21 protein-coding genes and 1 pseudogene are annotated in these 24,164 nt (G+C 71.8%); 5 read left to right on the top strand and 17 right to left on the bottom strand.

The features are described from left to right. Positions 1–369: pseudogene (locus ACFTZL_RS15255) on the bottom strand (acyl-coenzyme A--6-aminopenicillanic-acid-acyltransferase form); the annotation flags it as partial. A 117-nt stretch (positions 370–486) separates the two neighbouring features. On the opposite strand from ACFTZL_RS15255, the gene ACFTZL_RS15250 reads away from it, so the two are divergent. Next, positions 487–1,401 carry a MurR/RpiR family transcriptional regulator gene (locus ACFTZL_RS15250; RefSeq protein WP_382581811.1) on the top strand — a complete coding sequence of 305 codons (915 nt, stop codon included), beginning with the start codon at positions 487–489 and terminating at the stop codon, positions 1,399–1,401. 127 nt (positions 1,402–1,528) lie between these two features. After that, on the top strand, positions 1,529–3,010 hold the full coding sequence (locus tag ACFTZL_RS15245; RefSeq protein ID WP_382581813.1) for an MFS transporter: 1,482 nt from the start codon (positions 1,529–1,531) through the stop codon (positions 3,008–3,010). An 18-nt stretch (positions 3,011–3,028) separates the two neighbouring features. On the opposite strand, the gene ACFTZL_RS15240 is transcribed toward ACFTZL_RS15245, so the two are convergent. The 5 genes from ACFTZL_RS15240 to ACFTZL_RS15220 form a co-directional block, all read right to left on the bottom strand. Next, positions 3,029–5,938 (bottom strand): AAA family ATPase, encoded by a 2,910-nt coding sequence (locus ACFTZL_RS15240; RefSeq protein ID WP_382581808.1) that lies wholly within the window; start codon positions 5,936–5,938, stop codon positions 3,029–3,031. 207 nt (positions 5,939–6,145) lie between these two features. After that, the gene (locus ACFTZL_RS15235) at positions 6,146–7,153 is read right to left on the bottom strand and encodes a (-)-alpha-amorphene synthase (protein WP_382581805.1); all 1,008 of its coding nucleotides are present in this window, start codon (positions 7,151–7,153) and stop codon (positions 6,146–6,148) included. Continuing rightward, positions 7,137–8,621 (bottom strand): cytochrome P450, encoded by a 1,485-nt coding sequence (locus ACFTZL_RS15230; protein WP_382581803.1) that lies wholly within the window; start codon positions 8,619–8,621, stop codon positions 7,137–7,139. The genes ACFTZL_RS15235 and ACFTZL_RS15230 overlap by 17 nt, the downstream gene beginning before the upstream one ends. A gap of 295 nt (positions 8,622–8,916) precedes the next feature. Continuing rightward, the gene (locus ACFTZL_RS15225) at positions 8,917–10,071 is read right to left on the bottom strand and encodes a M20 family metallopeptidase (protein WP_382581800.1); all 1,155 of its coding nucleotides are present in this window, start codon (positions 10,069–10,071) and stop codon (positions 8,917–8,919) included. Positions 10,072–10,111: 40 nt separating this feature from the next. After that, positions 10,112–11,686 (bottom strand): AbgT family transporter, encoded by a 1,575-nt coding sequence (locus ACFTZL_RS15220; RefSeq protein ID WP_382581797.1) that lies wholly within the window; start codon positions 11,684–11,686, stop codon positions 10,112–10,114. Between the two features lie 95 nt (positions 11,687–11,781). Between ACFTZL_RS15220 and ACFTZL_RS15215 the strand changes: the two genes are divergently transcribed. Then, positions 11,782–12,888, top strand: a complete 1,107-nt coding sequence (locus ACFTZL_RS15215; protein WP_382581794.1) for an Lrp/AsnC family transcriptional regulator — start codon at positions 11,782–11,784, stop codon at positions 12,886–12,888. Next, complete coding sequence (locus ACFTZL_RS15210; RefSeq protein WP_382581791.1) at positions 12,885–14,273, top strand: M20 family metallopeptidase; 1,389 nt, start codon at positions 12,885–12,887, stop codon at positions 14,271–14,273. The genes ACFTZL_RS15215 and ACFTZL_RS15210 overlap by 4 nt, the downstream gene beginning before the upstream one ends. A 3-nt stretch (positions 14,274–14,276) precedes the next feature. Here the strand turns inward: ACFTZL_RS15210 and ACFTZL_RS15205 are convergent, their stop codons facing one another. Genes ACFTZL_RS15205 through ACFTZL_RS15195 form a run of 3 tightly spaced genes read right to left on the bottom strand, consistent with a single transcriptional unit; the run spans position 14,277 to position 15,563 of the window. After that, on the bottom strand, positions 14,277–14,591 hold the full coding sequence (locus tag ACFTZL_RS15205) for a DUF1330 domain-containing protein (RefSeq protein ID WP_382581789.1): 315 nt from the start codon (positions 14,589–14,591) through the stop codon (positions 14,277–14,279). Positions 14,592–14,637: 46 nt separating this feature from the next. Next, positions 14,638–15,108 carry an SRPBCC domain-containing protein gene (locus ACFTZL_RS15200; RefSeq protein ID WP_382581786.1) on the bottom strand — a complete coding sequence of 157 codons (471 nt, stop codon included), beginning with the start codon at positions 15,106–15,108 and terminating at the stop codon, positions 14,638–14,640. A gap of 35 nt (positions 15,109–15,143) precedes the next feature. After that, on the bottom strand, positions 15,144–15,563 hold the full coding sequence (locus tag ACFTZL_RS15195; protein ID WP_382581783.1) for a DUF779 domain-containing protein: 420 nt from the start codon (positions 15,561–15,563) through the stop codon (positions 15,144–15,146). A gap of 102 nt (positions 15,564–15,665) precedes the next feature. On the opposite strand from ACFTZL_RS15195, the gene ACFTZL_RS15190 reads away from it, so the two are divergent. Continuing rightward, a complete protein-coding gene (locus tag ACFTZL_RS15190) occupies positions 15,666–16,421 on the top strand; it encodes a thioesterase II family protein (RefSeq protein WP_382581780.1) in 756 nt (251 codons plus the stop codon). 1 nt (position 16,422) lies between these two features. Here the strand turns inward: ACFTZL_RS15190 and ACFTZL_RS15185 are convergent, their stop codons facing one another. The 8 genes from ACFTZL_RS15185 to ACFTZL_RS15150 form a co-directional block, all read right to left on the bottom strand. Further along, the gene (locus tag ACFTZL_RS15185) at positions 16,423–17,067 is read right to left on the bottom strand and encodes a LuxR C-terminal-related transcriptional regulator (RefSeq protein WP_382581777.1); all 645 of its coding nucleotides are present in this window, start codon (positions 17,065–17,067) and stop codon (positions 16,423–16,425) included. Continuing rightward, positions 17,055–18,257, bottom strand: a complete 1,203-nt coding sequence (locus ACFTZL_RS15180) for a histidine kinase (RefSeq protein WP_382581774.1) — start codon at positions 18,255–18,257, stop codon at positions 17,055–17,057. The genes ACFTZL_RS15185 and ACFTZL_RS15180 overlap by 13 nt, the downstream gene beginning before the upstream one ends. Then, entirely contained in the window at positions 18,254–19,096 is an 843-nt protein-coding gene (locus tag ACFTZL_RS15175) for an SDR family oxidoreductase (RefSeq protein ID WP_382581771.1), read from the bottom strand. Before ACFTZL_RS15175 ends, ACFTZL_RS15180 begins: the two co-directional genes overlap by 4 nt. 81 nt (positions 19,097–19,177) lie before the next feature. After that, positions 19,178–20,365 (bottom strand): NAD(P)/FAD-dependent oxidoreductase, encoded by a 1,188-nt coding sequence (locus ACFTZL_RS15170; protein WP_382581768.1) that lies wholly within the window; start codon positions 20,363–20,365, stop codon positions 19,178–19,180. Further along, positions 20,362–20,559, bottom strand: a complete 198-nt coding sequence (locus ACFTZL_RS15165; RefSeq protein WP_382581765.1) for a ferredoxin — start codon at positions 20,557–20,559, stop codon at positions 20,362–20,364. Before ACFTZL_RS15165 ends, ACFTZL_RS15170 begins: the two co-directional genes overlap by 4 nt. 51 nt (positions 20,560–20,610) lie before the next feature. Then, a complete protein-coding gene (locus ACFTZL_RS15160) occupies positions 20,611–21,852 on the bottom strand; it encodes a cytochrome P450 (protein WP_382581762.1) in 1,242 nt (413 codons plus the stop codon). 141 nt (positions 21,853–21,993) lie between these two features. After that, on the bottom strand, positions 21,994–22,371 hold the full coding sequence (locus ACFTZL_RS15155; protein WP_382581759.1) for a hypothetical protein: 378 nt from the start codon (positions 22,369–22,371) through the stop codon (positions 21,994–21,996). A 170-nt stretch (positions 22,372–22,541) separates the two neighbouring features. Further along, entirely contained in the window at positions 22,542–24,026 is a 1,485-nt protein-coding gene (locus ACFTZL_RS15150) for an MFS transporter (RefSeq protein ID WP_382581756.1), read from the bottom strand. Positions 24,027–24,164: the final 138 nt, after the last annotated feature.

The raw sequence follows: 24,164 nt of genomic DNA, 5'->3' as shown, positions 1-24,164 counted from the left end.
CTCCTCCTCGACGACAGTGGCGTCGATGCCCGAGTCCGCTTCCATGTCCGCGAACGACTGGTCGTAGAGCACCTCGCCGCGTGCGTTGAGGGCGAGCACGTCGAGCAGAGAGACCCCGGCGCCCTCGGCGGTGCCGCGCATCTCCTCCAGCAGGTGCGGGGCGTAGGAGGCGACCGGCTCCTGCCAGCGGGCGGCGCGGGCGGTGACCTGCTCCCAGGTCAGACCGGCGGAGTGGCCGAAGGCCTCCTCATAGTAGGCGAGCGCGGTGTGCAGCCGGTCGCGGACGGCCTCGCCGTACTGGCGGCCGCGCTCGGCCGGGGTGCCGGAGATCTCGACGAGAGGGAGGGACGGGGACGCAGGGGGTGCCATTGTTCTCCTCGCAGTGGAGGGCTGTCCGCCGCACCGACGTGCTGTAACGTCGATTACGAAAACCGCTCCTCTTGGAATGCGTTGCCCAGGAGAGTAACGGCCGACACGAGGAAGTCAATGCCTGTAACGGAGATTTCAGAGCCCGGAGATCTGGGAGAGGGCGTGGCCCGCCTCCGCGCTGCCGTGCGCGACCACTGGGAGGCCCTGTCCGCCTCCGAGCGCGCGGTCGCCCAGTACCTGGCGAGCGCCCCCGTGGAACAGCTGCTGTTCGCCAGCGCCCAGGAACTGGGCACGGCCAGCGGCACCAGCAACGCCACCGTCGTCCGTGCCCTGCAGCGCCTCGGCTACGGGGGACTCCCCGCCCTCAAGCGCGAGCTGGCCACCGGCTTCACCGCGGCCGTCGCGCCCGAGGTGCGACTGAAGCAGCGCATCGCCCACGTCGGGCGGGACCTGGACGGCATCTGGGGCGATGTCCTCGACGAGGCCCAGGAGCGGATCGAGCAGACCCGGCGGCTGACCGACCAGGAGTCGCTGCGGGCGGCGGTCGCGGCACTGGCGGACGCCGGGGAGGTCCACTGCTTCGGCATCGCCGCCTCCGAAGCGGCCGCCCGGCACCTGGCGCTCGCGCTCGGCCGTATCGGCCGCCGCTCCCGGTTCCTCGACGCGACCGGCTTCGCCCTCGCCGACCATCTGCTCGGCCTGCGCCAGGGCGACGCCGTGGTGATCTTCCAGCCCGGACGCGCCCTCACCGAGCTGACCGTGCTCGTCGAGCGGGCCCGCGCGGTCGGGGCACGCGTCGTGCTCGTCACGGACGAGTTGGGCGAGGAGTTCGGCGACCGCGTCGACGCCGTCCTCACCGCGCCCCACACCCCGACCGGCATCACCTCGGAGGCGCTCACCGCGCTGGTCGTCGCCGATGTCCTGCTGCTGGCCCTGACCACCCTGGACGAGGAACGGGCCGTGGACACGTCGCACCAACTGACCGTCCTGCGCGAGCAACTGCTGTCACCGAAGGGCAACCGCAGGGGCTGACGGTGATCGAGTGGTGAGGTCCAGGAGGCGGGCGTACCGTCGAACGGTGGACACCGCAGGCAGCAGCCCGCAGCCGGCTTCACCACAGGCGACCACCACCAGGGAATCCGGTGGTGGCGGAAGCACGATGGCACTGCTCGTCATCGCCTCGTGCCAGTTGATGGTGGTCCTCGACATCACCATCGTGAACATCGCGCTGCCGCACATCCAGAGTTCGCTGGACTTCTCCACCACCAGCCTGTCCTGGGTGGTCAACGCCTACACCCTCACCTTCGGCGGCCTGCTGCTGCTCGGCGGCCGGGCCGGCGACATCCTGGGCCGGCGGCGCGTCTTCATCTTCGGCGTGCTGCTCTTCGTGCTCGCCTCCCTGCTCGGCGGGTTCGCCCAGAACTCCGGCCAACTCCTCGGCGCACGCGCCCTCCAGGGCGTCGGCGGCGCCATCGCCTCCCCGACGTCCCTCGCCCTGATCAGCACCACCTTCCGCGAAGGGCCCGAACGCAACCGCGCCTTCGGCGTCTTCGCCGCGGTCTCGGCCGGCGGCGGCGCGATCGGCCTGCTCGCCGGCGGCATGCTCGTGGAGTGGCTGAACTGGCGGTGGGTGCTGTTCGTCAACGTGCCCATCGGGCTGCTCATCGTGCTCGCCACGCCCCGCTACATCCGGGAGTCCGAACGCCACCCCGGACGCTTCGACATCGCCGGCGCGCTCACCTCCACCGCGGGCATGGTGCTGCTCGTCTACGGGTTCATCCGAGCCGCGCAGGAAGGCTGGCGGGACCCGCTCACGCTGGGCTCGTTCGCCGGGGCGGTCATCGTCCTGGCGGCCTTCATCCTCATCGAGCGGCGCTCCAGACAGCCCATCACGCCCCTGCACATGTTCGCCGACCGCAATCGTGCGGGCACCTACGGCATCATGCTGTGCCTCGCCGCCGCGATCTTCGGCATGTTCTTCTTCCTGACGCTCTTCGTGCAGAACGTGCTGGGCTTCAGCCCGCTGGCGGCCGGACTGGCCTTCCTGCCGGTCAGCGCGGTCATCGCCGTCGGCGCCGGACTGGCCTCGCGGTTCCTGCCCGTCTACGGGCCCAAACCGTTCATGGTGGTGGGCGCGATCCTGGCGGCCGCAGGCCTCGCCTGGCTCACCCTGACCGACGTGCACTCCACCTACGCGGGCAGCGTCCTCGGCCCGATGCTCGTCTTCAGCCTGGGCATGGGCATGGAGTTCGTGTCGCTGACCCTCATGGCGCTGTCCAACGTGGCAACACCGGAGACCGGCGCGGCGTCCGGACTCCTCAACGCCACCCAGCAGGTCGGCGGCTCGCTCGGCCTGTCCATCCTGGTCACGATGTACGGCACGGCCAGCACCAACGAGGCGGAGAAACAGATCCCGGACTTCCTCAGGCAGGCGACCCCGGCCGAGCGGCTGCGGTTCGAACAGACCGGGCAACCGCCCAAGCCCTGGTCCGACGAGATCCTCACCGCCGGCGTCTCGGCAGCCTTCATCATGGCGGCGATCTTCACCGTCATCGCCGCGGTGATCGCCCTCGTCGTCATCCAGGTCCGCCCCTCCGACCTGGAACGCCTCAAGGGCGGGGCGGGCCCAGGCCCGATGTGAGACCCGCCCCCCGGCTCGCTAGCCCCCGGGCCGGCGGCAGTTCTCCAGTGCGTCGGCGAGGCCCGCCGTGTCCGTGCCGAGCTTGCGGTACACGGAGGACAGGAGCTGCCGTACCCCCTGCTCGGTGATCCGCAGGTCCTTCGCCACCTCCGGCGCCGGGTGGCCCTGGGCCGTCTTCTCGGCGGCCCGGCGTTCCGGGCCCGTCAGCATGTCCGTCTGCGCGTAGCGCAGGGGCAGCGGGCGCAGTCCCGCGGCGGAGAGCTCCCGCCTGGCCCGGGTGGCCAGACCGTCGGCACCGCAGTGCACCGCCCCCTCCAGTCCCTGGTAGAGCCGGTCGGCGGCATCGTGCAGCCGGCCGCTGCGGACCAGCGCGGCGCCATGACCCACCAGGGCACGGGCCAGTTCGTACGCCGCGGGCGACCGCTCCAGATGATCGACGGCCTGCGTGTGCAGATCGAGCGCCGCCTGCCCGCCCGTCACCTCCGCCTGGACCCGCAGCGCCTGGCCGATCGCGGACGCCGCACCGAAGTCCCGGGCTCGCTTGGCGGCGTCCTGGGCGTGCAGCACCGCCTGGTCGGGAGCGGTGCGGGCGAGCGCCGAGGCCAGCCCCAGTTGCCAGGGGCACCACGACGGGTTGTGCCAGTCCCGCCCCTCCAGCCAGTCCCCGACCCGGGACAACAGGCGCGCCGCCTCGGCGAGTCGCCCCTCCGCCAGGAGCAGTTCGGCGTACACCGTGCGGGGATCGGGGAAGATGACGGCGTTGGGGACCACGTCGCCGTAGTGGTACGTGTCGGCGAGCCGGCGCGCGTCGGTGGTCCGCCCGCGGGCCAGCAGGATCTGGATGAGAATGCCGATGGCGAACCACTGGGCGGGCACCGCTCCTTCGACGCGCTCCGCGGTGTGCAGCCCGGCCCGGACGAGTTCCTCGGCCTCGGGGAGGCTGCCACGGCGGTAGCGGATATAGCCCAGAAGCGTCTGGCCCTGCGCCAGATGGGAACCGCGCCACCCCCTGTGCTCGCACTCGGCCATCCCCTCGGCGAACAGTTCCTCGGCCCGCCGCGGCTGGTCGCAGTACATGAACAGCAGGGCGACCGCGGCGGGCACCTCGAAGCCGCGGTTCTCGTCGGTCCAGCTCATCCCTCCGCTCAGGGCCTCCTCCGCGAACCCGAGGGCGCTCCGCCGCGGCTCGCCGCGCACGAGGGCGTCCCACGCCCGCAGACCGAGGATGTAGCGCTCCTCCAGGCCCCGGCCGGTCAGCTTGCCGGCCAGCCGCGCCAGCCGGCGCGAGCGCGCGGACGAGTCGGACTCGTCGGCGCGAAAGGCGCTCCATACGAAGTGATCCGCCTGCATGCGCAGTCTGACGCGCGCGTTGGTGGCGCGCCGCGCCTCGTCGGCGGCCACGGTCGCGGCCTCGGTCAGCCGGTCGGTGTGGGCCAGCGCCTGCGTCAGCAGGTAGACGATGGAGGCGCGCAGGTCGGGGTCGATTCCGGGCTCCTTCAGCGCCTCCCGGAGATGGCTCACCGTGGCCGTGGGCTCGATCAGGAAGGTCGAGGAGGCCAGTTCGTGGAGCAGGGCGGCGCGGTCCTCGGCAGGGGGCGGTTCCCGCAACGCCCGGGTCAGCACGCGCCGGGCGGCCTCCGGGGCACCGGCACGGAGGTACTCACGCGCGGCGGCGCGCAGGCACGCGACCGTCTCGGGCCGGCCGTCGCAGGGCACCTCCAGCAGGTGACGGGCGGCGGCCATGGGGTCGGACTCGACCGTCTGGGCGGCGTTGGCGGCCGCGTCGTGCATGCCGACGCGCAGGCTCGAGGGGATGTCGCGGTAGACCGTCGTGGCGATCAGCGGATGGACGAACTCCAGCGCGCCCGCGGCCTCGTCGGCGTCCCTGAGGATGCGGCAGGCGCGCAGCTTCTCGGTCGCTTCGAGGGCCTCCACGCTGCCGACCACCGCGAGGTCGGCGGCAGCCTCCGCTGAGAAGGGCCCGCCCAGGACGGCGCCGGCCCACGCGAAGCGGACCGTGCTCGGGCCGAGCCGCCTGAGGCGCTCGATCAGGCCGGGCCCCTTGACCGCCGTGGCGAGGTCCCGCATCACGGGCACCTCGTCCTGGGTTCCCCGCACCCGCCGCTCGCGGAGCCTGATGGCCAGTTCGACGGCCTCGAAGGGGCTTCCGTTGGTGACCGTCCAGCACTCGCCGCAGAACTCGTCCTCGGCTTCCTCGCCCACCTCCTCCCTGATGATCCGCGCCACACCGGCCTCGCCGAGCGGAGACAGCACGTGCGGGCGCTGCTCATGGCGTTCGACGAGCGTGCGGAACGAGGTCGCGTCGGACGGGAGTTCGTCCGGCCGGTAGCCGACGACCACCAGGAGCGGGAGGTCCGCTACCCGGGGCGCGAAGGAGGCGAGCCAGTCGAGGGATTCGGTATCGGCCCAGTGCAGGTCGTCCAGGAGCAGAACGATAGGCGAATTCAGCATCGTCAGGCGCGTCATGACCCAGTCGAGGCCGTCGCGCACTCCGGTCGGGTCCGGCATCCGAGCGGTGTCCGTCGCCTCGAGACCGAGCGCGGCGCCGACGATGTCGTACCAACTGCCCAGGAAATCCCGGCGCTCCGGCCCGCTCATTCCGGCCAGGACGGGCTGCATGACCTGGCGGACGACGCGGAACGCCAGTCCCTGCTCGTTCTCGCCGCCCTTGCCCGAGAACACCGTGAACCCCTGTGCGGCGGCGCGGGCGCGCGCCGCCGCGATCAGTGTCGTCTTGCCCAGCCCGGCCTCACCCGTGAAGGCGAGCAGCCCGCCGCGCGGTACCCGGGGCACGCCGTCGACGGAGTCCCGGAGCCCCGCCAGTGCGCGATCGATGGCTTGGAGCTCCTCGTCGCGTTCGAGGAGAGGCCGGTGTTCGGTGATCGGTTGCCGCAGCCCATGGGCCATGTGGTCTACCGCTTCCTGTCGTAGCTCCCCGCCGGACGGGGCGAGCGTACGCCCCGATACAGGCCGTTTGGCCGGGTCGTAACAGGAGGTAGACAGGGAGAGTGAATTTCCCGCAGGAGCGCTTTGAGTGCCCACCTTTCGGGGTAGCGTGGTCCGTTTCCGCCCCTTTCGGGAGTCCTGTGGGGCGGCGGCCGGCCGGGCGGACGGTCAGAGCCCTGCGGGTGCCGCCATCGTGTCGGCGTACCGCGGCACGGTACGGGACCAGAAGTAGCAGCCGCGGATCCAGCCGGCCATGCCCTCCACATAGCCGACGCCGGACGGGCTCAACTCCGGCCTGATCTCACCGTAGAGCTCCTCGAACTCGCGGATCGTGCGGTTGATGTGCCGTACGGCCAGCGTGACGGCCACCGGCAGGGAGCACCGGTGGGTCCGCTGGTAGGCGAGGGCCAGGTTGATCATGCCGCCCGCGCGCTGTTCCTTCACCGCGGAGAAGAGGTCGGGTATCCACACCGCCGCGTCGGCCGACAACCGGCTCAGGCGTCGCATGACGGGGTGGTGGATCTCCTGCGGGGTCAGTTCGTGCCGCTGCGCGGCCTCGCACAGCGGGTAGAACGGCTCGACGCCGGCGATGAGGGAACGTATGGACCGGCACAGCCCGCTGCCCACCGGGTCGGAATGGGCCTGGGCCACCGCTTCGTACAGGAGGCCGTGCACGTACTCACGGCTGTTCCAGGCCCATCGTGCGGCCTGGTCGGGTGTGCACCGCTCCCGGACCTGTCGATACAGGTCGGCCAGGGCCGCCCCGAGCGGGGTGGTGGGCGGCCGGCCGTCCCGCAGGATCGCGACGCTCTCGCTCAGCATGGGCAGCAGCAGTCCGGGCGAGCGCCGGCCGATGTCCTCCGCCCGGTCGTCGAAGACGAACTGGTAGGCGATCTGGTTGGCGACGATCTGGAGGAGCCCTGAATCCATGTCCGGGCTGTTGTAGGCCGCGAGTTCGGCGGGACGCGTGTAGGAGATCATGGCCGCCACGGCCGGGTCATCGGTCAGCCCCCATGCGCTCAGCCAGATGTCGACGCCGGCCGACGCTTCGGACGCGTGGGGATTGCGCTCGAAGGGGAATGGCATGTAGAGGTTCGCGTCGATCAGTTCCCGCAGATTGACCGCCCGCATTCGGTCCTGCGCGGCGGGCGCTATTTCCTCATGCGTCGTGGACATCGTTGCCACCTGCCGTTCGGGAGTTGTGGACGACGGGTGCGACGGCTGTCCGGGGTGCGCGGGAACCCGCCCGGGGCGGTGTGCCCACCGGCCTCGTGGTTCGCGGTTCGCAGGTCATGACCAGGCTCCTCGGCCCCAACGACGCGGCGGGGCGCAGCCGTTCCTCGTGGCCGGGCAGATGACGCAGTCGCCAGTGGCGGGTGATGAACGCGACGGCGACCATGGCCTCCGTCATGGCGAGTGTCTCTCCGATGCATTTCCGGCGGCCCGCTCCGAACGGGATCATCGCTCCGGGGCGGACCGCGACGGACTGCCCGGGCAGCCAGCGGCCGGGGAGGAAGCGGTCGGGGTCGGGGAACAGAGCGGGGTCGTGGTGCAGGAGGTACGGGCTGAACACGACCGTGGCGCCCCGCGGGAGCGGGTGCCCGGCGAGCTCCGTGTCCTTCGTGGCGACGCGGGTGAAGAGCCAGCCGGGCGGGCGGTGGCGCAGGGTCTCGGTGAGGACGGACCGCGTGTGGACGAGGCGCGGCAGTTCGTCGGGGCCGGGCGGCCGTCCTGAAGCGAGCACGGCGTCGACCTCGGAGTGCAGACGGCGTTCCTCCTCGGGATGCCGCCCCACGAGGTCCAAGGCCGAGGAGAGGCACAGGGCGGTGCTCTCGGCGCCCGCGAACATCAGCGTGATCACCTGGCCGTGCACTTCCTGATCGGTGATCGCCGTCCCTCCGTCGTCCCCGCGCGCGGCCGCCAGCAGAGTCCCCAGCAGGTCGTCCCGGTCGTCCCGGGCAGCGCCTCGCCGGCGCTCGGCGACCGCCGCGTCGACGATCGCGCGCAGGCGGTCGGAAGCGTGCCGGTAGCGCCGGTTCGCCGGAGTGGGAACACGGAACAGGGCGTCGACCGGCATCACCGTCCGGACGAACATGCCGCGGACCACGGTGGCCAGGCACCCGCGCATCTCGTCGGCCGTCGCGGCGTCGAGCGAGTCGGAGAAGAGGACGCGGCTGATCACACGTGTCGACAGGTCCATCATGGTCGCGCTGATATCGATCGTCTGCCCGCCCCGCCACGCGCGGCACACCGACTCCACTTCCTCGCCCATCAGTTGTACCTGGTCGGCGACACGGGCCTTGCGGAAGCCGGGTTGGAGCAGCCTGCGCTGACGCCGGTGATCCTGATGGCGGCAGGTGCCGACGCCGTCCCCCAGTAAGGTCCGCAGCCGGTCGTAGAGCGGGCCGCCCTTGTCGAACGTCTCCGGGTCCCCGAGTACCTGGTGGACGAGATCCGGGTGACAGGCCATCCAGGCACGCTGCGGACCCAGGCGTATTTCGACCAGATCCCCGTGCGCGGACAGAGATTCCAGAAAAGCCAGCGGCCGACGGACCAAGTCGATACCGTGGCCCAGGAATGGGAATATGCCTGGAGCAGTGCCCACTGTCCAATTTCGGGCCGATCCGGGAACGGAGCCGCTCATCGAATACCACCTGCCTCAGTCGGCACACGGGATTGTGGTGCGGTTGCACCGATTTGACGCTCGCCTCAGTCCTGCCCAGTGAAATCTGCCGACGGCTCGCCGAATCCTTTCTCCATAGGGGCGCACGGAAGCACGGAGGGGCGTCGGGCGAATCACGATTACTGCATGCATTCAGTTTGTTAATGCTTTTCTGTGCAGGAAGAAATCCGTGTTTCGCCTGTGCTCCTGAAGGCCACGGCAGTCGTGTGGCATGCCTGGCATGAACATGGAGACCATGGCTGGTGGGCCGTCGCGGCTATACGGCCCTCGCCATGAGAATCCCCACCAACAGCGCGGTGCGCGGCGGGACATGGTCCAGCAGAACGTGCTCGTGCCGGGCGTGGGCACCGTCGCCCACCGCTCCCAGACCGTCGAGGACGGGACGGCCCAGCGCGGAGACGAAGTTGCCGTCGCTCGCTCCGCCGACGGCGGTCTCCCGCAGGGCCCACCCCAGTTCCGCCGCTGCCGCGTGTGCCTGCTCGAACAGGAGGTGTGAGGCGGGCGTCGGCACCATCGGGGGGCGGTTCCATTCGCCGGTGACCGAGACCCGTACCCGGGAATCGGAGGGGGCGAGAGCGGCCAATGCGGCGTCGACGCGGGCCCCTTCGGCAGGGTCGGCGATCCGTACGTCGATGCCGCAGCCCGCCCGGCCGGCGATGACGTTGCGCCCCGTGCCGCCGCTGATCAGCCCGACGTTGACCGTCGTCCCGCGCTCCCGCGAGCCCAGCCCGGCGACACGGGTGACCAGTTCGGCGAGCGCGTGCACGGCGCTGGCGCCCTTGTACGGGTCGAGGCCCGCGTGCGCCTCCACGCCCTCCACCGTCACGTCGAACAGGCCGACCCCCTTGCGGGCCGTCTTGAGCGCGCCCTCCGGCCCGGCCGAGGCCTCGCACACCAGCGTGGCCGTCGCGTCCTCGCCCAGCCGCTCGATCACCGGCCGGGAGGCGGGGCTGCCGATCTCCTCGTCGCCGTTGAACAGCAGCCGTACCGACGGGCGCGGCAGGTCCAGCTCCCGCAGCAGGCGCAGCGCCCACACCGCCTGCACCAGACCGCACTTCATGTCGAAGACGCCCGGCCCCGTGGCCCGGCCGTCCTCGCTCACCCGGAAGGGCCACTCGGCGAGGGTGCCGGCCGGCCACACCGTGTCGTAGTGGCACAGGACCAGCACCACCCCGGGCGACGTGCCCCGGTAGAGCAGCTCCAGCATGTCGCCGTGGGCGCCGCCGTCATGGCGCCGGGACTCGCCCGGCGGGCCGAGCCGGTGATGCGTCCAGGCCTCGACGGCGGCGAGCCCGGTGGTCAGCAACTCCTTGTCGTCGCTGGGTGTCTCCAGCTCGACCAGCGTCCGCAGATCACCGGTGATCTCCGGCAGGGCGGCCCGGGCCAGCGACTCGACACGGGTCAGGGACATGCGCGCTCCTTGTCGTACGTACGGCGATGCGTCACGGCGGTCAGCGGACGGGGACGCCCGGGCCCAGCGGAATGCCCAGCGCCCACCAGGCGTAGAACAGCAGAGTCCAGGCCACCAGCATGACCAGGCACAGCGGCAGGGTCAGCGACAGCAGCGTGCCGATGCCGGCCGAGCGCCGGTAGCGCTGTACGACGCTCAGAGTCATGACGAAGTAGGCGCTCATCGGGGTCGCCGCGTTGGTGCACGAGTCCGCGATGCGGTACACCGCCTGGGTCACCTCGGGCGGGATGTCGAGCAGCATGAACATCGGGACGAACACCGGGGAGACCAGGGCCCATTGGGCGGATCCGCTGGTGACCAGCAGATTGATCACCGTGCAGATGAGCAGGACGCCGAGGAACGCGACCGGTCCCGTGATGCCGGCCGACTTCAGCAGGCCGGCGCCCCGGATCGCCAGGACCTCGCCGACACCGGTCCACTTGAAGTACGCCAGGAACTGGGAGATGGCGAAGAACAGCACCAGGATCGGCGCCATCTCGCGCAGGCCCTTCGCCATCTGGTCGGGGATGTCCCGGCCCTTCCGTACCGTCCCCACCGTCCACCCGTACACGGCGCCCACGATCAGGAACGCCACCGCCAGGACGACCGCGATGCCGGTGAGCACCGGCGACTCCACGATGCTGCCGCCCTCACCGCGCAGCGGCGACCCGGCCGGGACCATCGCCGCCACGACCAGCGCCGCGTACGCCAGCAGCACCAGACCGGCGTTGCGCAGGCCCGTGCGCTCCTCCGGGCGCAGGGTCAGCCCGCCGGAGACCTCGCCCGCGCCCTCGGGGACGTCCTCCGGCTCCGGCTCCTCCGGCATCGCCGCCACCCGCCGCGCGATGACCTTCTCCGTGACGACAGTGATCACGAGGGCCAGGACGACGGACGAGACCAGGGAGAAGAAGTAGTTGGACAGCGGGTTGACCACGTACGACGGGTCGACCGTGTGCGCGGCGGCCGTCGTGAGCCCGGACAGCACCGCGTCCGTCGGCGTGACCAGCGGACTCGCGTCATAGCCGGCGGCCACCGACACGAACGCCACCACGGCACCCAGCATCGGGCTGCGCCCCACCGCCCGGAACGCCATCGCGCCCAGCGGCACCAGCACCACATAGGCCGCGTCGGACGCGACATGCGCGACCATCGCCGTGAAGGCCAGCGTGAACGTCAGCCAGCGGGCCGGGACCCGCGCGACGGCCGCCCGCAGCATCGCCGGCAGCAGCCCCGACCGGTCGGCGACGGCCACGCCCAGCATGACCACCAGGATCGTGCCGAGCGGCGGGAACGTGGCGTAGTTGGTCACCGCGTCGGAGATCATCATCCGCAGCCCCTCGCCCGAGACGAGGCTACGCACCCCCACCGTCTTGCCGGTGGCGGGATTGAGCGCGGAGGCGCCGGTCGCCGACAGGAGCCAGCTGACCAGGGCCAGTACGACGCTCAGTACGCCGAACAGCCAGAAGGGGTGGGGGAGTTTGTTGCCGAGGCGTTCGATGCGTCCGAGGACGGCGAGCAGCCGGGAGAGCTGCTTCGAAGGAGCGTCGGGCGGTGGGGGTGAAGTGGCGGTGGTCACATCCCTATTGACGATGCCGTGACGAAATCATGCAAGTGAAAAGGTTGTTGTGGTCGTATCGGTCGCGTGAAGCCGCTGGTTGACGGATTCGTTCCATGAAGGGATGGGCACTGATGGACCCCGTGGAGAACGCCCTGGACGAAGACGACCTCGATCTGGTCGCCGCGCTCCAGCGTGCGCCGCGCGCCCCGCTCAGCCTCCTCGCCCAGGCGCTGGGCGTGTCGGCGAGCACCGTGGGACGGCGGCTGGCCCGGCTGGAGTCGAACCGGCTGCTGCGGGTGATCGGCCAGGTCGACCTGTCGGTGTCCGGCGAGGGCACGCCCTGGCATGTGTGGGTGACCGCGGCGCCGGGACGGACCGACGACGTCGCCCGGCGGCTCGTCGCACTGCCCGAGGCGGCCCATGTCGCGGTCACCGCGGGGCAGGCGGACGTCTACTGCGTCGTCCAGCCCACCCGCCGCACCGAGACCCACGACCTGCTCACCCGGCGCGTCGCCGCACTCCCCGGCGTGCACTCCACCCGCACCGCACTCGTCCTGCGCGCCGACACCAAGTCCGACTCCTGGCGGCTGCCCCGGCTGACGGCGGACCAGCACCGGCTGCTCGCCGAGTACGCGGCCCAGGACGGCGACGCCGCACCGGACGGCACCGACCGGCCCGCCCGCCTCGCCGGCGACGAACTGCGCACGCTGCGGCTGCTCGCCGCCGACGGCCGCATGACCGCCGCCCAGGTGTCCCGGGAGCTCGGCATCGGCCAGTCCACCGCCTACCGCGTCACCCAGTCGCTGCTCCAGCGCGAACTGATCCGCCCCCGCGTGGAGATCGAGCCCGGACTGCTCGGCTACGCCCTGGAGGCGGTGGTCGCCCTGACCGTGTCACCCGGCGGGGTGGGCGAGGCGGCCCGGACGCTCGCCCGGCACCCCTCCGCCCGCTACGTGTCGACCAACGCGGGCCCCTTCTCCGTCGTCCACCAGGGCGTCTTCCGCGACGAGGCGGGCCTCGCCGCGTTCCTCACCCGCGATGTGGCGGGCCTTCCCGGGGTGCTCTCGTTCGATGTCTCCGTCGTGCTCCGGGCGCTGCGGCGGCACTGGCTCGACCGGGAGGACGGCCGCCTGGCGAACGCGCCCGGACCGGCGGACCAGGGGCGGGACCGCATGCCGAGGCCCGAAGGGGACACCGACCAGTGGGAGTACAGCACATGACGACACGTGAGACCGCCATCGGCCTGGCCGAGGCCTACTACGACTCGGGGGAGTTCCTCGCCGACCTGCGGCGCCGGGTCGCGTTCCCGACGCAGAGCCCGCCGCCCGACGGCACGGGCCCGCTGCGCACCTACCTGACCGACGAACTCACCCCCGCCGTGAGCCGCCTGGGCGCGACCGTACGGATCGTCGACAACCCGGTGCCGGGCGCGGGACCGTTCCTGCTCGCCCACCGGCACGAGGCCGACGACCTGCCCACCGTCCTGGTCTACGGCCACGGCGATGTCGTCCCCGGCCAGGACGACCGGTGGCGCACCGGCTTGTCCCCCTGGGAACTCGTCGTCGAGGGCGACCGCCTCTACGGGCGCGGCACCGCCGACAACAAGGGCCAGCACACCGTCAACCTGGCCGCGCTCGAACAGGTCCTGGCGGCTCGCGGAGGCCGACTGGGCTTCAATCTGAAGGTGCTCGTCGAGACCGGGGAGGAGTCCGGCTCACCGGGCCTGCACGAGATGTGCCGCCGGCTGAAGGACGACCTGGCCGCCGACCTGCTGATCGCCTCCGACGGGCCGCGGCTCGCGGCCGGCCGCCCGACCCTGTTCCTCGGCTCGCGGGGAGCCGCCAACTTTCGCCTGCGTGTGGCCCTGCGCGAAGGCGCCCACCACTCGGGCAACTGGGGCGGTGCCCTGCGCAATCCCGCCACGGTGCTCGCCGGTGCATTGGCGACCCTGGTCGATGCCCGGGGCCGCATCCTCGTGGACGGCCTGCGACCACCGGCGCTGCCCGGGCCCGTCGCCGCCGCCCTGGCGGACCTCACCGTGGGCGGCGGGGACGACGACCCGGACGTGGACACCGACTGGGGCGAGCCGGGTCTCACCCCGGCCGAACGCGTCTTCGGCTGGAACACGCTGGAGGTCCTCACCCTGGCCGCAGGCGACCCCGCCAAGCCCGTCGGGGCCATCCCCGGCACCGCCCACGCGGACGTCCAGCTCCGCTTCGTCGTCGGCACCCCGTGGCGTGACCTCGAACGCATCGTCCGCGACCACCTCGACGCCCACGGCCTGTCCATGGTCGACGTCGAGGTGCTCCAAGCCGTCCCCGCGACCCGCCTCAGCCCGGACGACCCCTGGGTCGGCTGGGCCGTGGACTCCCTGCGGCACACCACGGGCAAGGAACCGGCCGTCCTGCCCAACCTCGGCGGCACGCTCCCCAACGACGCCTTCGCGGACATCCTCGGCCTGCCGACCGTCTGGATCCCGCACTCCCACCCGTCCTGCTCCCAGCACGCCCCCGACGAACACCTGCTGGGAGCGGTGGCCCGAGAGGGGCTGGGCGTCATGGCGGGCCTGTTCTGGGACCTGGGCGAGATACGTGTCCGACGGTGACGGCTAGGCCGGGACGGAGAACCCCTCAGGCGGCGCGCCCTCGACGAACAGCATCCCCACCCGAACCTTGCCCTGTCGTATCTCCCTGGCCCGCCGGTAATCGGGGGAGTCGTACCACTGCCGAATCCGGTCCATGTCGGGAAACTCGATGACCACGATCCGGGGGGAGTCCCAGGTGCCTTCGACGGGCTCGGGCGTGGGGCCCGCGACCAGGTAACGGCCTCCGTGGACGCGGATGGACTTCTGGGCCACGGAGGCGTAGGCGAGGCCGGCCTCCTCGTCGAGCACGTCGACGGTGACGATCACATAAGCGGGCATGGGGTTCCCCTTTTCTGGGGCCGGGGGTGTACGAACAGGAGACGGCCTAGGCGCCCCGGCCGGATTCCACGAACCGGGCCAGGCCGGCCAAGGCCATGCGGGTGCCCGTCTCGTTGTGGGCGGCGGGGATGGCGTCTGGGATGCCCTCGTGGACCAAGAGGACGTCGGTGCCGCCGTCCTCGGCGTCGGTGAGCGTCGTCGTCATCGTCATGGTGCCGCCCAGCGCGGGGTCGGCCGTCTCGAATTCGAGCACCTCGACCACCTGCTCGTCCGGCACGAGGCGCGCGAAGTGGCCGTGGTACGTGTCCGTGTGCGCGGCCGACTTCCCGGTGGCGTCCGGCGCGTCGTACGTCAGCGAGACACGGAACCTGCCGCCCTCGCGCGCGTCGAACTCGTGCACCTCGCTGCTCATTCCGGCCGGTACCCGCCAGCGAGCGATCGCCTCCGCGCTCACCAGCGCCCGGTAGACGGCCGGACGCGGCGCGTCGACATGGCCGGACACCCGCGTCGTGTACATGCGCCCACCCTACGGCGACGTTCGCACCGAGCCGTTCAGGCCCGGCCCGGCTCGTCCGCCCCGTTCGGCAGCGGTGGCTCCGCCTCGATGTGCCGCAGCTCCTCGTCGGTGAGCAGCCGGGAGCGGATCAGGAAGCGGACGCCCTCCGGGGCCTCCAGGGAGAAGCCGCTGCCGCGGCCGGGAACGACGTCCACGGTGAGATGCGTGTGCGACCAGTAGGTGTACTGGTCCGAGCTCATCCAGAACGGGGTGTCCCCGGCGACCTGCCCCAGCAGGACGTCCGAGGCACCGACGCGGAACTCGCCGCGCGGGTAGCACATCGGGGCGCTGCCGTCGCAGCAGCCGCCGGACTGGTGGAACATCACCGGCCCGTGCGTCCCGGTCAGCCGCCGCAGCAGTTCCTCGGCGGCCGGCGTCAGTTCGACACGTTCCGTGCGGGTGGGGTGGTTCGTCATGCGATCCCTCCTGGCCGGTCGGTCCGTCTATCTTGGCAATCGGTACGAGCATGTCGTTCCGAGCATGAGAAGTCGTTCCGAGCATGAGAACAGGAAGGCCCCATGACCGCCACCGATCCGTGGATACGACGCTTCTTCCCGAGCCCCGACGCCCCCGTACAACTGGTCTGCCTGCCCCACGCGGGCGGTTCGGCGTCCTTCTTCCGGCCGGTGGCCCAGGCGTTGAACCCCGGGGTCGAGGTGCTCTCCGTCCAGTACCCGGGCCGCCAGGACCGGCACAACGAGCCCATGATCGACACCATCGACGGTCTCGCGGACCATGTCAGCCGGGCCGTGACGCGCACGGTGGACCGCCCCTTCGCCCTGTTCGGGCACAGCATGGGAGCGACCCTGGCCTTCGAGGTCGCCGTACGGCTGGAGCGGGCCGGGCGATTCGCCGAGCGGGTCTTCGTCTCGGGGCGCCGCGCACCGTCGTGCCACCGCGACGAGCGGGTGCACCGGCGGGACGACGCCGGGATCATCGCCGAACTGCGCGGGCTCAGCGGCACCGACCAGCGGATCTTCGGAGACGAGGAGCTGATGCGCATGATCCTGCCGGCCCTCCGCAACGACTACCGCGCGGTGGAGACCTACGTGTGGGCGTCGGACCACCGGCTCCGCAGCCCCCTCACCGCTCTGACCGGGGACGAGGACCCCAAGGCGAGCCACGACGAGGTACGCGCCTGGAGCGCCCACACCGAAGGCGACTTCGAGATGAAGCGCTACCCCGGCGGGCACTTCTTCCTCATCGACCACGCGCCGGACGTGATCGGCGTCATCAGCGAGCGTCTGGCCCGGCCCGCCGCGACCCCGCGCTGACTCACCGGCCGTTCAGATGGGCCAGCACGGCGAGCACCCTGCGGTGACCGCTGTCGCTGGGCGGGAGGCCGAGTTTCAGGAAGACATTGCCGATGTGCTTGCTGACGGCGCGTTCGGTGACCACGAGGGTCCGCGCGATGGTGGTGTTGTCGTGGCCCTCGGCCATCAGCTTCAGCACCTCGCGCTCGCGCGGCGTCAGCGAGTCCAGGGGCGAGTCGCGGCGCCGGGTGAGCAACTCGGTGACCACCTCCGGGTCCAGGGCCGTACCACCGCCCGCGACCCGGTCCAGCGCCTCCAGGAACTCGTCCACCCGGCCCACCCGGTCCTTGAGCAGGTAGCCGACCCCGCTCGCCCCGCCGCCCAGCAACTCGGCGGCGTACGACTCCTCCACGTACTGCGAGAGGACCAGCACGGGCAGCCCGGGAATGCTCTCGCGGGCCTCCAGCGCGGCGCGCAGGCCCTCGTCCCGGAAGCCCGGCGGCATCCGGACGTCGAGCACGGCCGCGTCCGGACGGTGTTCCAGCAGGGCCGGGAGGACCTCGGGGCCGGTGCCGGCGACGGCCGCCACCTCGTGCCCGGCCGAGGTCAGCAACAGCACGAGCCCTTCTCTGAGCAGGGCGTTGTCCTCGGCGATCACCACACGCACGGCAGCTCCACTTCGATCACGGTCGGCCCCCCGACGGGGCTGGTCACGGTCACGGTCCCGTCCAGGGCGGCGACACGGCGGCGGATGCCCAGCAGCCCGGAACCGCCACCGGACTCGTCCGCGCCCCCCACGCCCTCGTCCCGGACGACGGCGCGCAGCCCGGTGCGCGGGCGTTCCAGGACGACCGACGCCCGGTCGGCGCCGCTGTGCTTGGCGGTGTTGGTGAGCGCCTCCGCCACGGCGAAGTAGGTGGCCGCCTCGACCGCGGCCGGGGCCCGGACCCCCTCGGCCTCCAGACCGTCCACCCGCACGGTCACCGCGAGCCCGCTGACCGCGGCCAGCGCCCGCACCGCACCGGCCAGACCCCGGTCGGTGAGGATCGGCGGATGGATGCCGCGGACCACGTGCCGCAGTTCGGTCAGCGCCTCCTCGGCCTGGTCCTGCGCATCGGCCAGCAACCGGTGCGCGGCCTGCGGGTCACGGTCGTAGGCGCGTACCGCCAGCCCGATCCGCATGGACAGTGCCACCAGCCGGGCCTGCGCCCCGTCGTGCAGATCCCGCTCGATACGGCGCAGTTCGGCCCCGTGCGCCGCGATCGCGTCCGTCCGGGTGGCGGCCAGCTCCTCGACCCGGGCGGCCAGCCGCGCCCTGGGCGAGGGCTTGAGCAGGGTCTCCGACCAGCCGGCCTCCACATCGGCGAGACGGGTGATCAGCGGCAGGACGAGCGCCTCACGGCGCGCCAGCCCGCACCGCACGCCGTCGACGACCAGCGCCGGCGGCCACAGGGGCACTGCCAGGAAGAACATGGCCCCGTAGACATAGGAGGCCGCCATCCAGCGCAGGTCGGTCAGGGTGCCGGGGTCCCGGACCGCGATCCGCAGCCGCTCCCGCAACGGACCGGTGACCGGCTCGTACGCCTCGGGGATCTCCCGGCCCGTCCAGGCGGCCACCAGGGCGCGTTTCGCCCCGGCGATGCGGCGGATCAGCAGCACCGTCTCGGGCAGCAGCCACGCCCCGACGACGGAGACCGTGGCGATCGCCGTGATCAGCAGCACGGTGATGAACAGGTACAGGCCGAAGGCCAGCAGCGCGGCGGCGAACAGTTGGAGCGTGGCCCGCCCGGCCTGCCACAACGCCCCGCCCGTGCGGGCCGGGCCGGTGACCGGACGGGCCGGTGCGGCCACCGTCATCCGGGGCGCCGCATGTGCCGGTGGATCCAGGCCGCCTGCCCGCCGTCGACGAGCAGATCGGTGCCGGTGATGTAGCGCGCCTCGGGGCCGGTGAGGAAGGCCACGGCGTCGGCGATCTCGCCGGGCGTGCCCGGCCGGCCGGCGCCGCACGCGTCGAGCATCCTGAGCATGTGTCCGTCGGCGTCCGAGTCGGCCTCCGCCTTCGCCATGGCGGTGGCGACGACACCGGGGCTGAGGGTGTTGACGCGGGCGCCGAGCCGGTTCCAGGCGAGGGCGGCGGCCTGCACGCGGACGTGGTTGGCACGTTTGGCGAGGATGTAGGCGGCGGTCGCGTCGTCGCCGAGGCCTGTGACGGCGTCAAGACCGAGCAGCTCCTCGGCGGGAGCCGTCGCCAGGGCGGCCTCGTCCTCGGTGCTGATCGAGGCCATGTGCCCGGCCAGACTGGCGACACAGACGAGCGAGGTGCCTCTGACGGCCACCTTCTCGAACGCCTCGATCACATACACCGTGCCGAGCAGATCCACGTCGAGGATCCTGCGGACCGAGGCCGTCGCGGCGGCGACCCCGGCGGTGTGCACCACCGCGCTGATCCGCCCCTGCTCCGCCGCTGTCCGGGCGAGCTCCTCGACCGAGGCACGGTCGGAGACGTCGGTCGGCACGCCCTGCGCCGCGTATCCCTCGGCGCTCAGCTCCGCCACGACCTGATCGAGCCGCTCACGCGAGTGGTCGGCGAGTATCAGCGTCCGTCCGCTGCCCAGTCGGCGTGCGACCGCCGTTCCCATCCCGCCCGCTCCGGTGACGACGACCACGTCGCGCGGGTCGTCCGTACGGTTCTGCATCTGCGATCTCCTTGCTGAAAAGGGCGGGAGCGGCACGGGTCCGCTCCCGCCCGGGGTGGGGTGCTCTCGGGGCAGGCGGGGTCAGGCCGCCTCGGTGCCGGCGGCCGGTACGGCGTCACTCCAGGCCGTCCCGCCCGCGATGGCCTGCCGCCAGCCGCGGACGGCCTTGGGCGGCATGCCGACCGCCAGGGCGCCGGTCAGCCGCTCGCCCGTGCGATAGGCGGCCACGAACCTGCGCTCGGCCAAGTCCCCGTCCACCACGGCGACTTCGTCGTGTCCGCGCAGATAGCCGTACGCCTGGATCTTCATGTCGTACTGGTCGGACCAGAAGTACGGCACCGGCGCGAACGGCCTGCGCGCGTCCGGCGCGGCGAGCAGGTTGCGGGCGGCGGCCATGCCCTGCTCGGCGGCGTTCGTACGGTGCTCGATCCGCATCGACGTCCCGAACAGCGGGTTGTCCCAGCGGGCCACGTCACCGGCCGCGTACACCCCCGGCGCGGCCGCGCAGTACGCGTCGCAGAGCACACCGTCGCCGACCGGGAGCCCGCTGTCCGCCAGCCACTCGGTGTTGGGCAGCGAGCCGATGGCGACCAGCACCTCGTCGGCCTCGACCAGTTCGCCGTCCGCGAGCCGTACGCCCCCGTCGGTCACCTCGGCGACGGTGACGCCGGTGCGCAGCTCCACGCCGTGGTCGAGATGGGCCTGCGAGAGCACCTGCCCGACCTCGGTGCCGACGGCGTGCGCCAGCGGCACGGGAGCCGGTTCCAGCAGGGTCACCCGGGCGCCAAGCCCCCAGGCCACCGCGGCGGCCTCGGCGCCGAGGAACCCGGCGCCCACCACGACCAGCCGGCAGCCCGGCTCCAGTCGCTCGCGCAGCGCCAGGGCGTCGTCCAGGGTGCGCAGCACGTGGGCGCCGCCGTCACCGGGCAGCCGCCGCGGCCGCACCCCGGTGGCCACGACCAGCCCGTCGTAGGGCACTTGCTCCCCGTCGGCCAGACACACCGTACGGTCCGTCATGTCCAGCCCGGTCGCCGCAGCTCCCAGCCGCAGGTCGAGGCCGAGGGCGTCGAGGTCGGCTCGCGGACGCAGCGTCAGGCGTTCGACCGGCCACTCGCCGGAGAGGATCTGCTTGGACAGCGGGGGACGGTCGTACGGGGCGCGCGGCTCGTCACCGACGAGGGTGAGCGTGCCGTCGTAGCCCGCCCGGCGCAGCGTCTCCGCCGCCGCGAGCCCGGCGGCCGAGGCGCCGACGACCACGACGCGCCTCACGACTCCACCAGCCGGATCGCGGCGGCCGGGCAGATCGCCACGGCCTCCTCCACCTCGCCGCGCAGCGCCTCGCCGGGCCGCTCCTCCAGCAGGATCGCGACACCGTCGTCGTCCCGCTGGTCGAACACGTCAGGAGCGGCCATCACGCACTGCCCCGACGCCACGCACTTCGGTACGTCCAGTTCCACACGCATCGTTGTCACCTCGGTTCTTTCTGAGTGGGGGGATCTGAGTGGGGGGAGGGGTCACCAGGCCACGGGCAGGCTGTGCACGCCGTAGGTGGTGCCGGTGTGGTCGAACTCCAGGTCCTCGACGGCAGCGTCCAGGCGCAGGGTCGGGATGCGGCGGTAGAGGGTGCCGTAGACGACCTGGAGCTCCAGACGGGCCAGGTTCTGGCCCAGGCACTGGTGGGGGCCGTAGCCGAACGCCTGGTGGATACGGGCCGGGCGGGTGATGTCCAGCCGCTCGGCCTCGGGGAAGACCTGCGGGTCCCAGTTCGCGGCGTGCAGGTCGAAGATGATGCCGTCGCCCTTGCGGATGACGACGTCACCGATCTCGATGTCGTCCTTGGCGACCCTGCGTACGCCGGTCTGGACGATGGACAGATAGCGCAGCACCTCGTCCACCGCGTTCGCGACCAGTTTCGGGTCGTCGGTCTCGCGCAGCAGGGCGAGTTGGCCGGGGTGCTGGAGCAGGGCGAGGGTGCCGAGGCTGATCATCGTCGCGGTGGTCTCGTGACCGGCGATCAGCATCGCGACGCCCATGTGGACGGCCTCGGTGTGCGTCATCTCGCCGGCCTGGACGCGGCCCGCCATCTCCGACAGCACGTCGTCGTCCGGGTCGGCCGTCTTCTGCGTGATCAGGGTGTCCAGGTAGGCGGCCAGCTCACCGCTGACCCTCCGGGCCTCCTCTGCCGACACCGAACTGTCCAGCACCAGGCTGCTGCTGCGCTGGAAGAAGTCGTGGTCCGTGTACGGAACTCCGAGCAGTTCGGCGATGACCAGGGACGGCACCGGCAGCGCGATCGCCTTGAGCAGATCGACCGGGTTGGGGCCGGCGAGCATCTGGTCGATCAGGTCGTCGACGATCTTCTGGACCGGCTCCCGCATCTTCTCGATCCGCTTGACCACGAACGGCCCGTTGACGGTCCGCCGCAGCCGCGTGTGCTCGGGGGCGTCCGTGTTGGTGATGAGCCGGGGTGAGATCGGAGCGATGGAGGCCCGGTGGGCGTTCACGTACGGGAAGCCGGGGTCGAGGTCGTCGTCGCTGACGCGGGAGTCGGGCAGCAGGGCCCGCTGGTCGGCGTGGCGGGTGACCAGCCAGGGCGTGCCGCCGTTCCAGATCCGCACCTTGGTGATCGGCTTCTCGTCCCGCAGTTCCTGGGCGACCGGGGCCGGAGCCAGCGGGCACTCCGCCGCGCGCGGCAGCGGGTACTCGGGCAGCGGGCCGGTGGCGCCGGTGACGGGGCAGGACAGGGCATCGGACATGACGTCTCCTCGGTGATGGGGGGTGGGGGAGGGGCGGAGTTCGGGCATCGGTATGGAAGCCGAGCGGGCTGACAGCTTCCGGTCAGCTCCCTGACCTCGAGCTGACGTGACTCACGTCACTCGCCGGCAGGTCGCGGTGTCTCAGGCGTGGGCCGCGTCGCGGTGGTTGGCGACGATCCCGCCGGCCGCGCCGAGCGACACGAGCCCCATGGCGGCAGCGGCGGCGATTCCCTTCACGCCGTCCAGGGCGAAGTACATCGCCACGGCCGCACCGCCGTTGAACAGGAACAGGAACCACAGCGTGCCCGGCTTGGACAGGAAGCCCTTGATCTTCGGCTTCTTCGCGAGGCGTGTACCGGTGACGAGCGCGACGGCGGACCCGGCGATGGTCGCCACGTCCTTCTGGGTGCCGTCGAGGACGGCACCGGCGCCCAGGGCGGCGCCGAGGCCGACGGTGAAGAAGCTCCAGAGCAGCAGGTTGGCGACGAACGACTTGACGGTGGCGAGGAGCGCGGACATGGAGGTACCTCTCGGGGTGGAATGCGGGGGAGGGAGGGGGGTCGGCGTTTCCGACCCGCTCACCACGATCCCGTCCGCCGCGTGCCGCGACGAGGGAGCGCGCTCCCGGACCGGGGGTGCAGCGGGCTACACCACGGCCGTCCAGGGGCGGGCGCCGCAGCGGGTGCGCACTAGGAGCGCGCTCCGGAGATCTCCGCCGGTTCGGCGGCGGCTCCGGCCGGCTCGGCCGGTTCGGAGGCGGCCTTCCAACGCGGGAGGAACGAGGCGAGGAAGAAGGCCAGGAGGGCCGCGCCGGCACCGATGGCCATGACCGTCTTGAAGCCGTTCTCGGAGGGCAGGGCGTGCCCCCCGAAGCCGGTCGTCATCTGCGCCAGGATGACGCCCGCGAGGGCACTGGCGAACGACGTTCCCATGGAGCGCATCAGGGCGTTGAGGCTGTTCGCCGCCGCCGTCTCGGAGGCCGGCACCGCGCTCATGATCAGGGCGGGCATGGCCCCGTAGGCGAAGCCGACACCGCCGCCGATGACACAGGCGACCAGGACGATGTGCCAGACCTCGGACATCACCACGATGCTCAGTGCGTACCCGGCGGCCACGACGACCGCGCCGATCATCAGGGTGACCTTGGGGCCCTTCGCCTTGGTGAGGGCGGCGGACACGGCGGACATGGCCATCATCACCAGCCCCTGCGGGGCCAGGATCAGGCCGACGTCCAGCATGGACCTGCCCAGCCCGTAGCCGGTCTGCTCGGGAAGCTGGAGGACCTGCGGCAGGACGAGCGACATGGCGAACATCGAGAAGCCGAGCGCGACCGAGGCGAGGTTGGTGAACAGCACCTGCCGGCGGGCGGTGGTCCGCAGGTCCACCAGCGGCTGGGCGGTGCGCAGTTCGTACCGTCCCCACAGCAGGAAGACCAGGACCGCGGCGGCGAACAGACCCAGGGTCGTGCCGCTGGTCCAGCCCCAGTCGCCGCCCTTGGAGACGGCCAGCAGCAGGGTCACCAGCGCGGCGGACAGGCCGAGGGAGCCGAGCAGGTCGAAGCTGCCGCCGGTGCGGACCTTCGACTCGGGCACGATCAGCACCAGGAGCGCCAGGGCGACGACACCGAGGGCGGCGGAGATCCAGAACAGCATGTGCCAGTCGTAGCGGTCGGCGATGAAGGCGGCCGCGGGCAGACCGAGGGCGCCGCCGACGCCCAGGGATGCGCTCATCAGGGCGGTGGAGCCGGCGAGCCGCTCGGCGGGCAGGACGTCCCGCATGATGCTGATGCCGAGCGGGACGACGGCCGCCGCCAGGCCCTGGAGCGTCCGGCCGACGATCATCGGGACCAGCGAGTCGCTCAGGGCGCAGACGACCGAGCCGGACACCAGCAGTACGACGCTGACGAGCAGCATGCGGCGCTTGCCGAACATGTCACCGAGGCGGCCGACGACCGGAGTGGCGACGGCGGCGGCCAGCAGGGTGGCGGTGATCGCCCAGGCGGCGTTCGAGGGGGAGGCGTCCAGGTATCTCGGCAGCTCCGGAACGATCGGGATGACCAGGGTCTGCATCAGCGAGACCACGATCCCGGCGAAGGCCAGTACCCCGACCACGGCGTTCGATCTGGGCGGGGCGGACGATCCGCCCTTCGCGTGACGGGCGAGGGGGTGGGACATGGAAGCCTCCGTGAGCGACAGGAAGGTGCGGTTGCGGTTGATTTTGAAACACAGAATTATATGCGAAAAAAAAAAAAAAATTTATTGTTTTTAAAAAACCACACCCCCACCCCCAGCCGGGCCCCCCCCCCCCCCCCC

The sequence above is a fragment of the Streptomyces sp. NPDC056948 genome (assembly GCF_042674225.1).
Classification (GTDB): Bacteria; Actinomycetota; Actinomycetes; order Streptomycetales; family Streptomycetaceae; genus Streptomyces; species Streptomyces purpurascens.
This window is presented reverse-complemented; position numbering and strand designations above follow the sequence as displayed.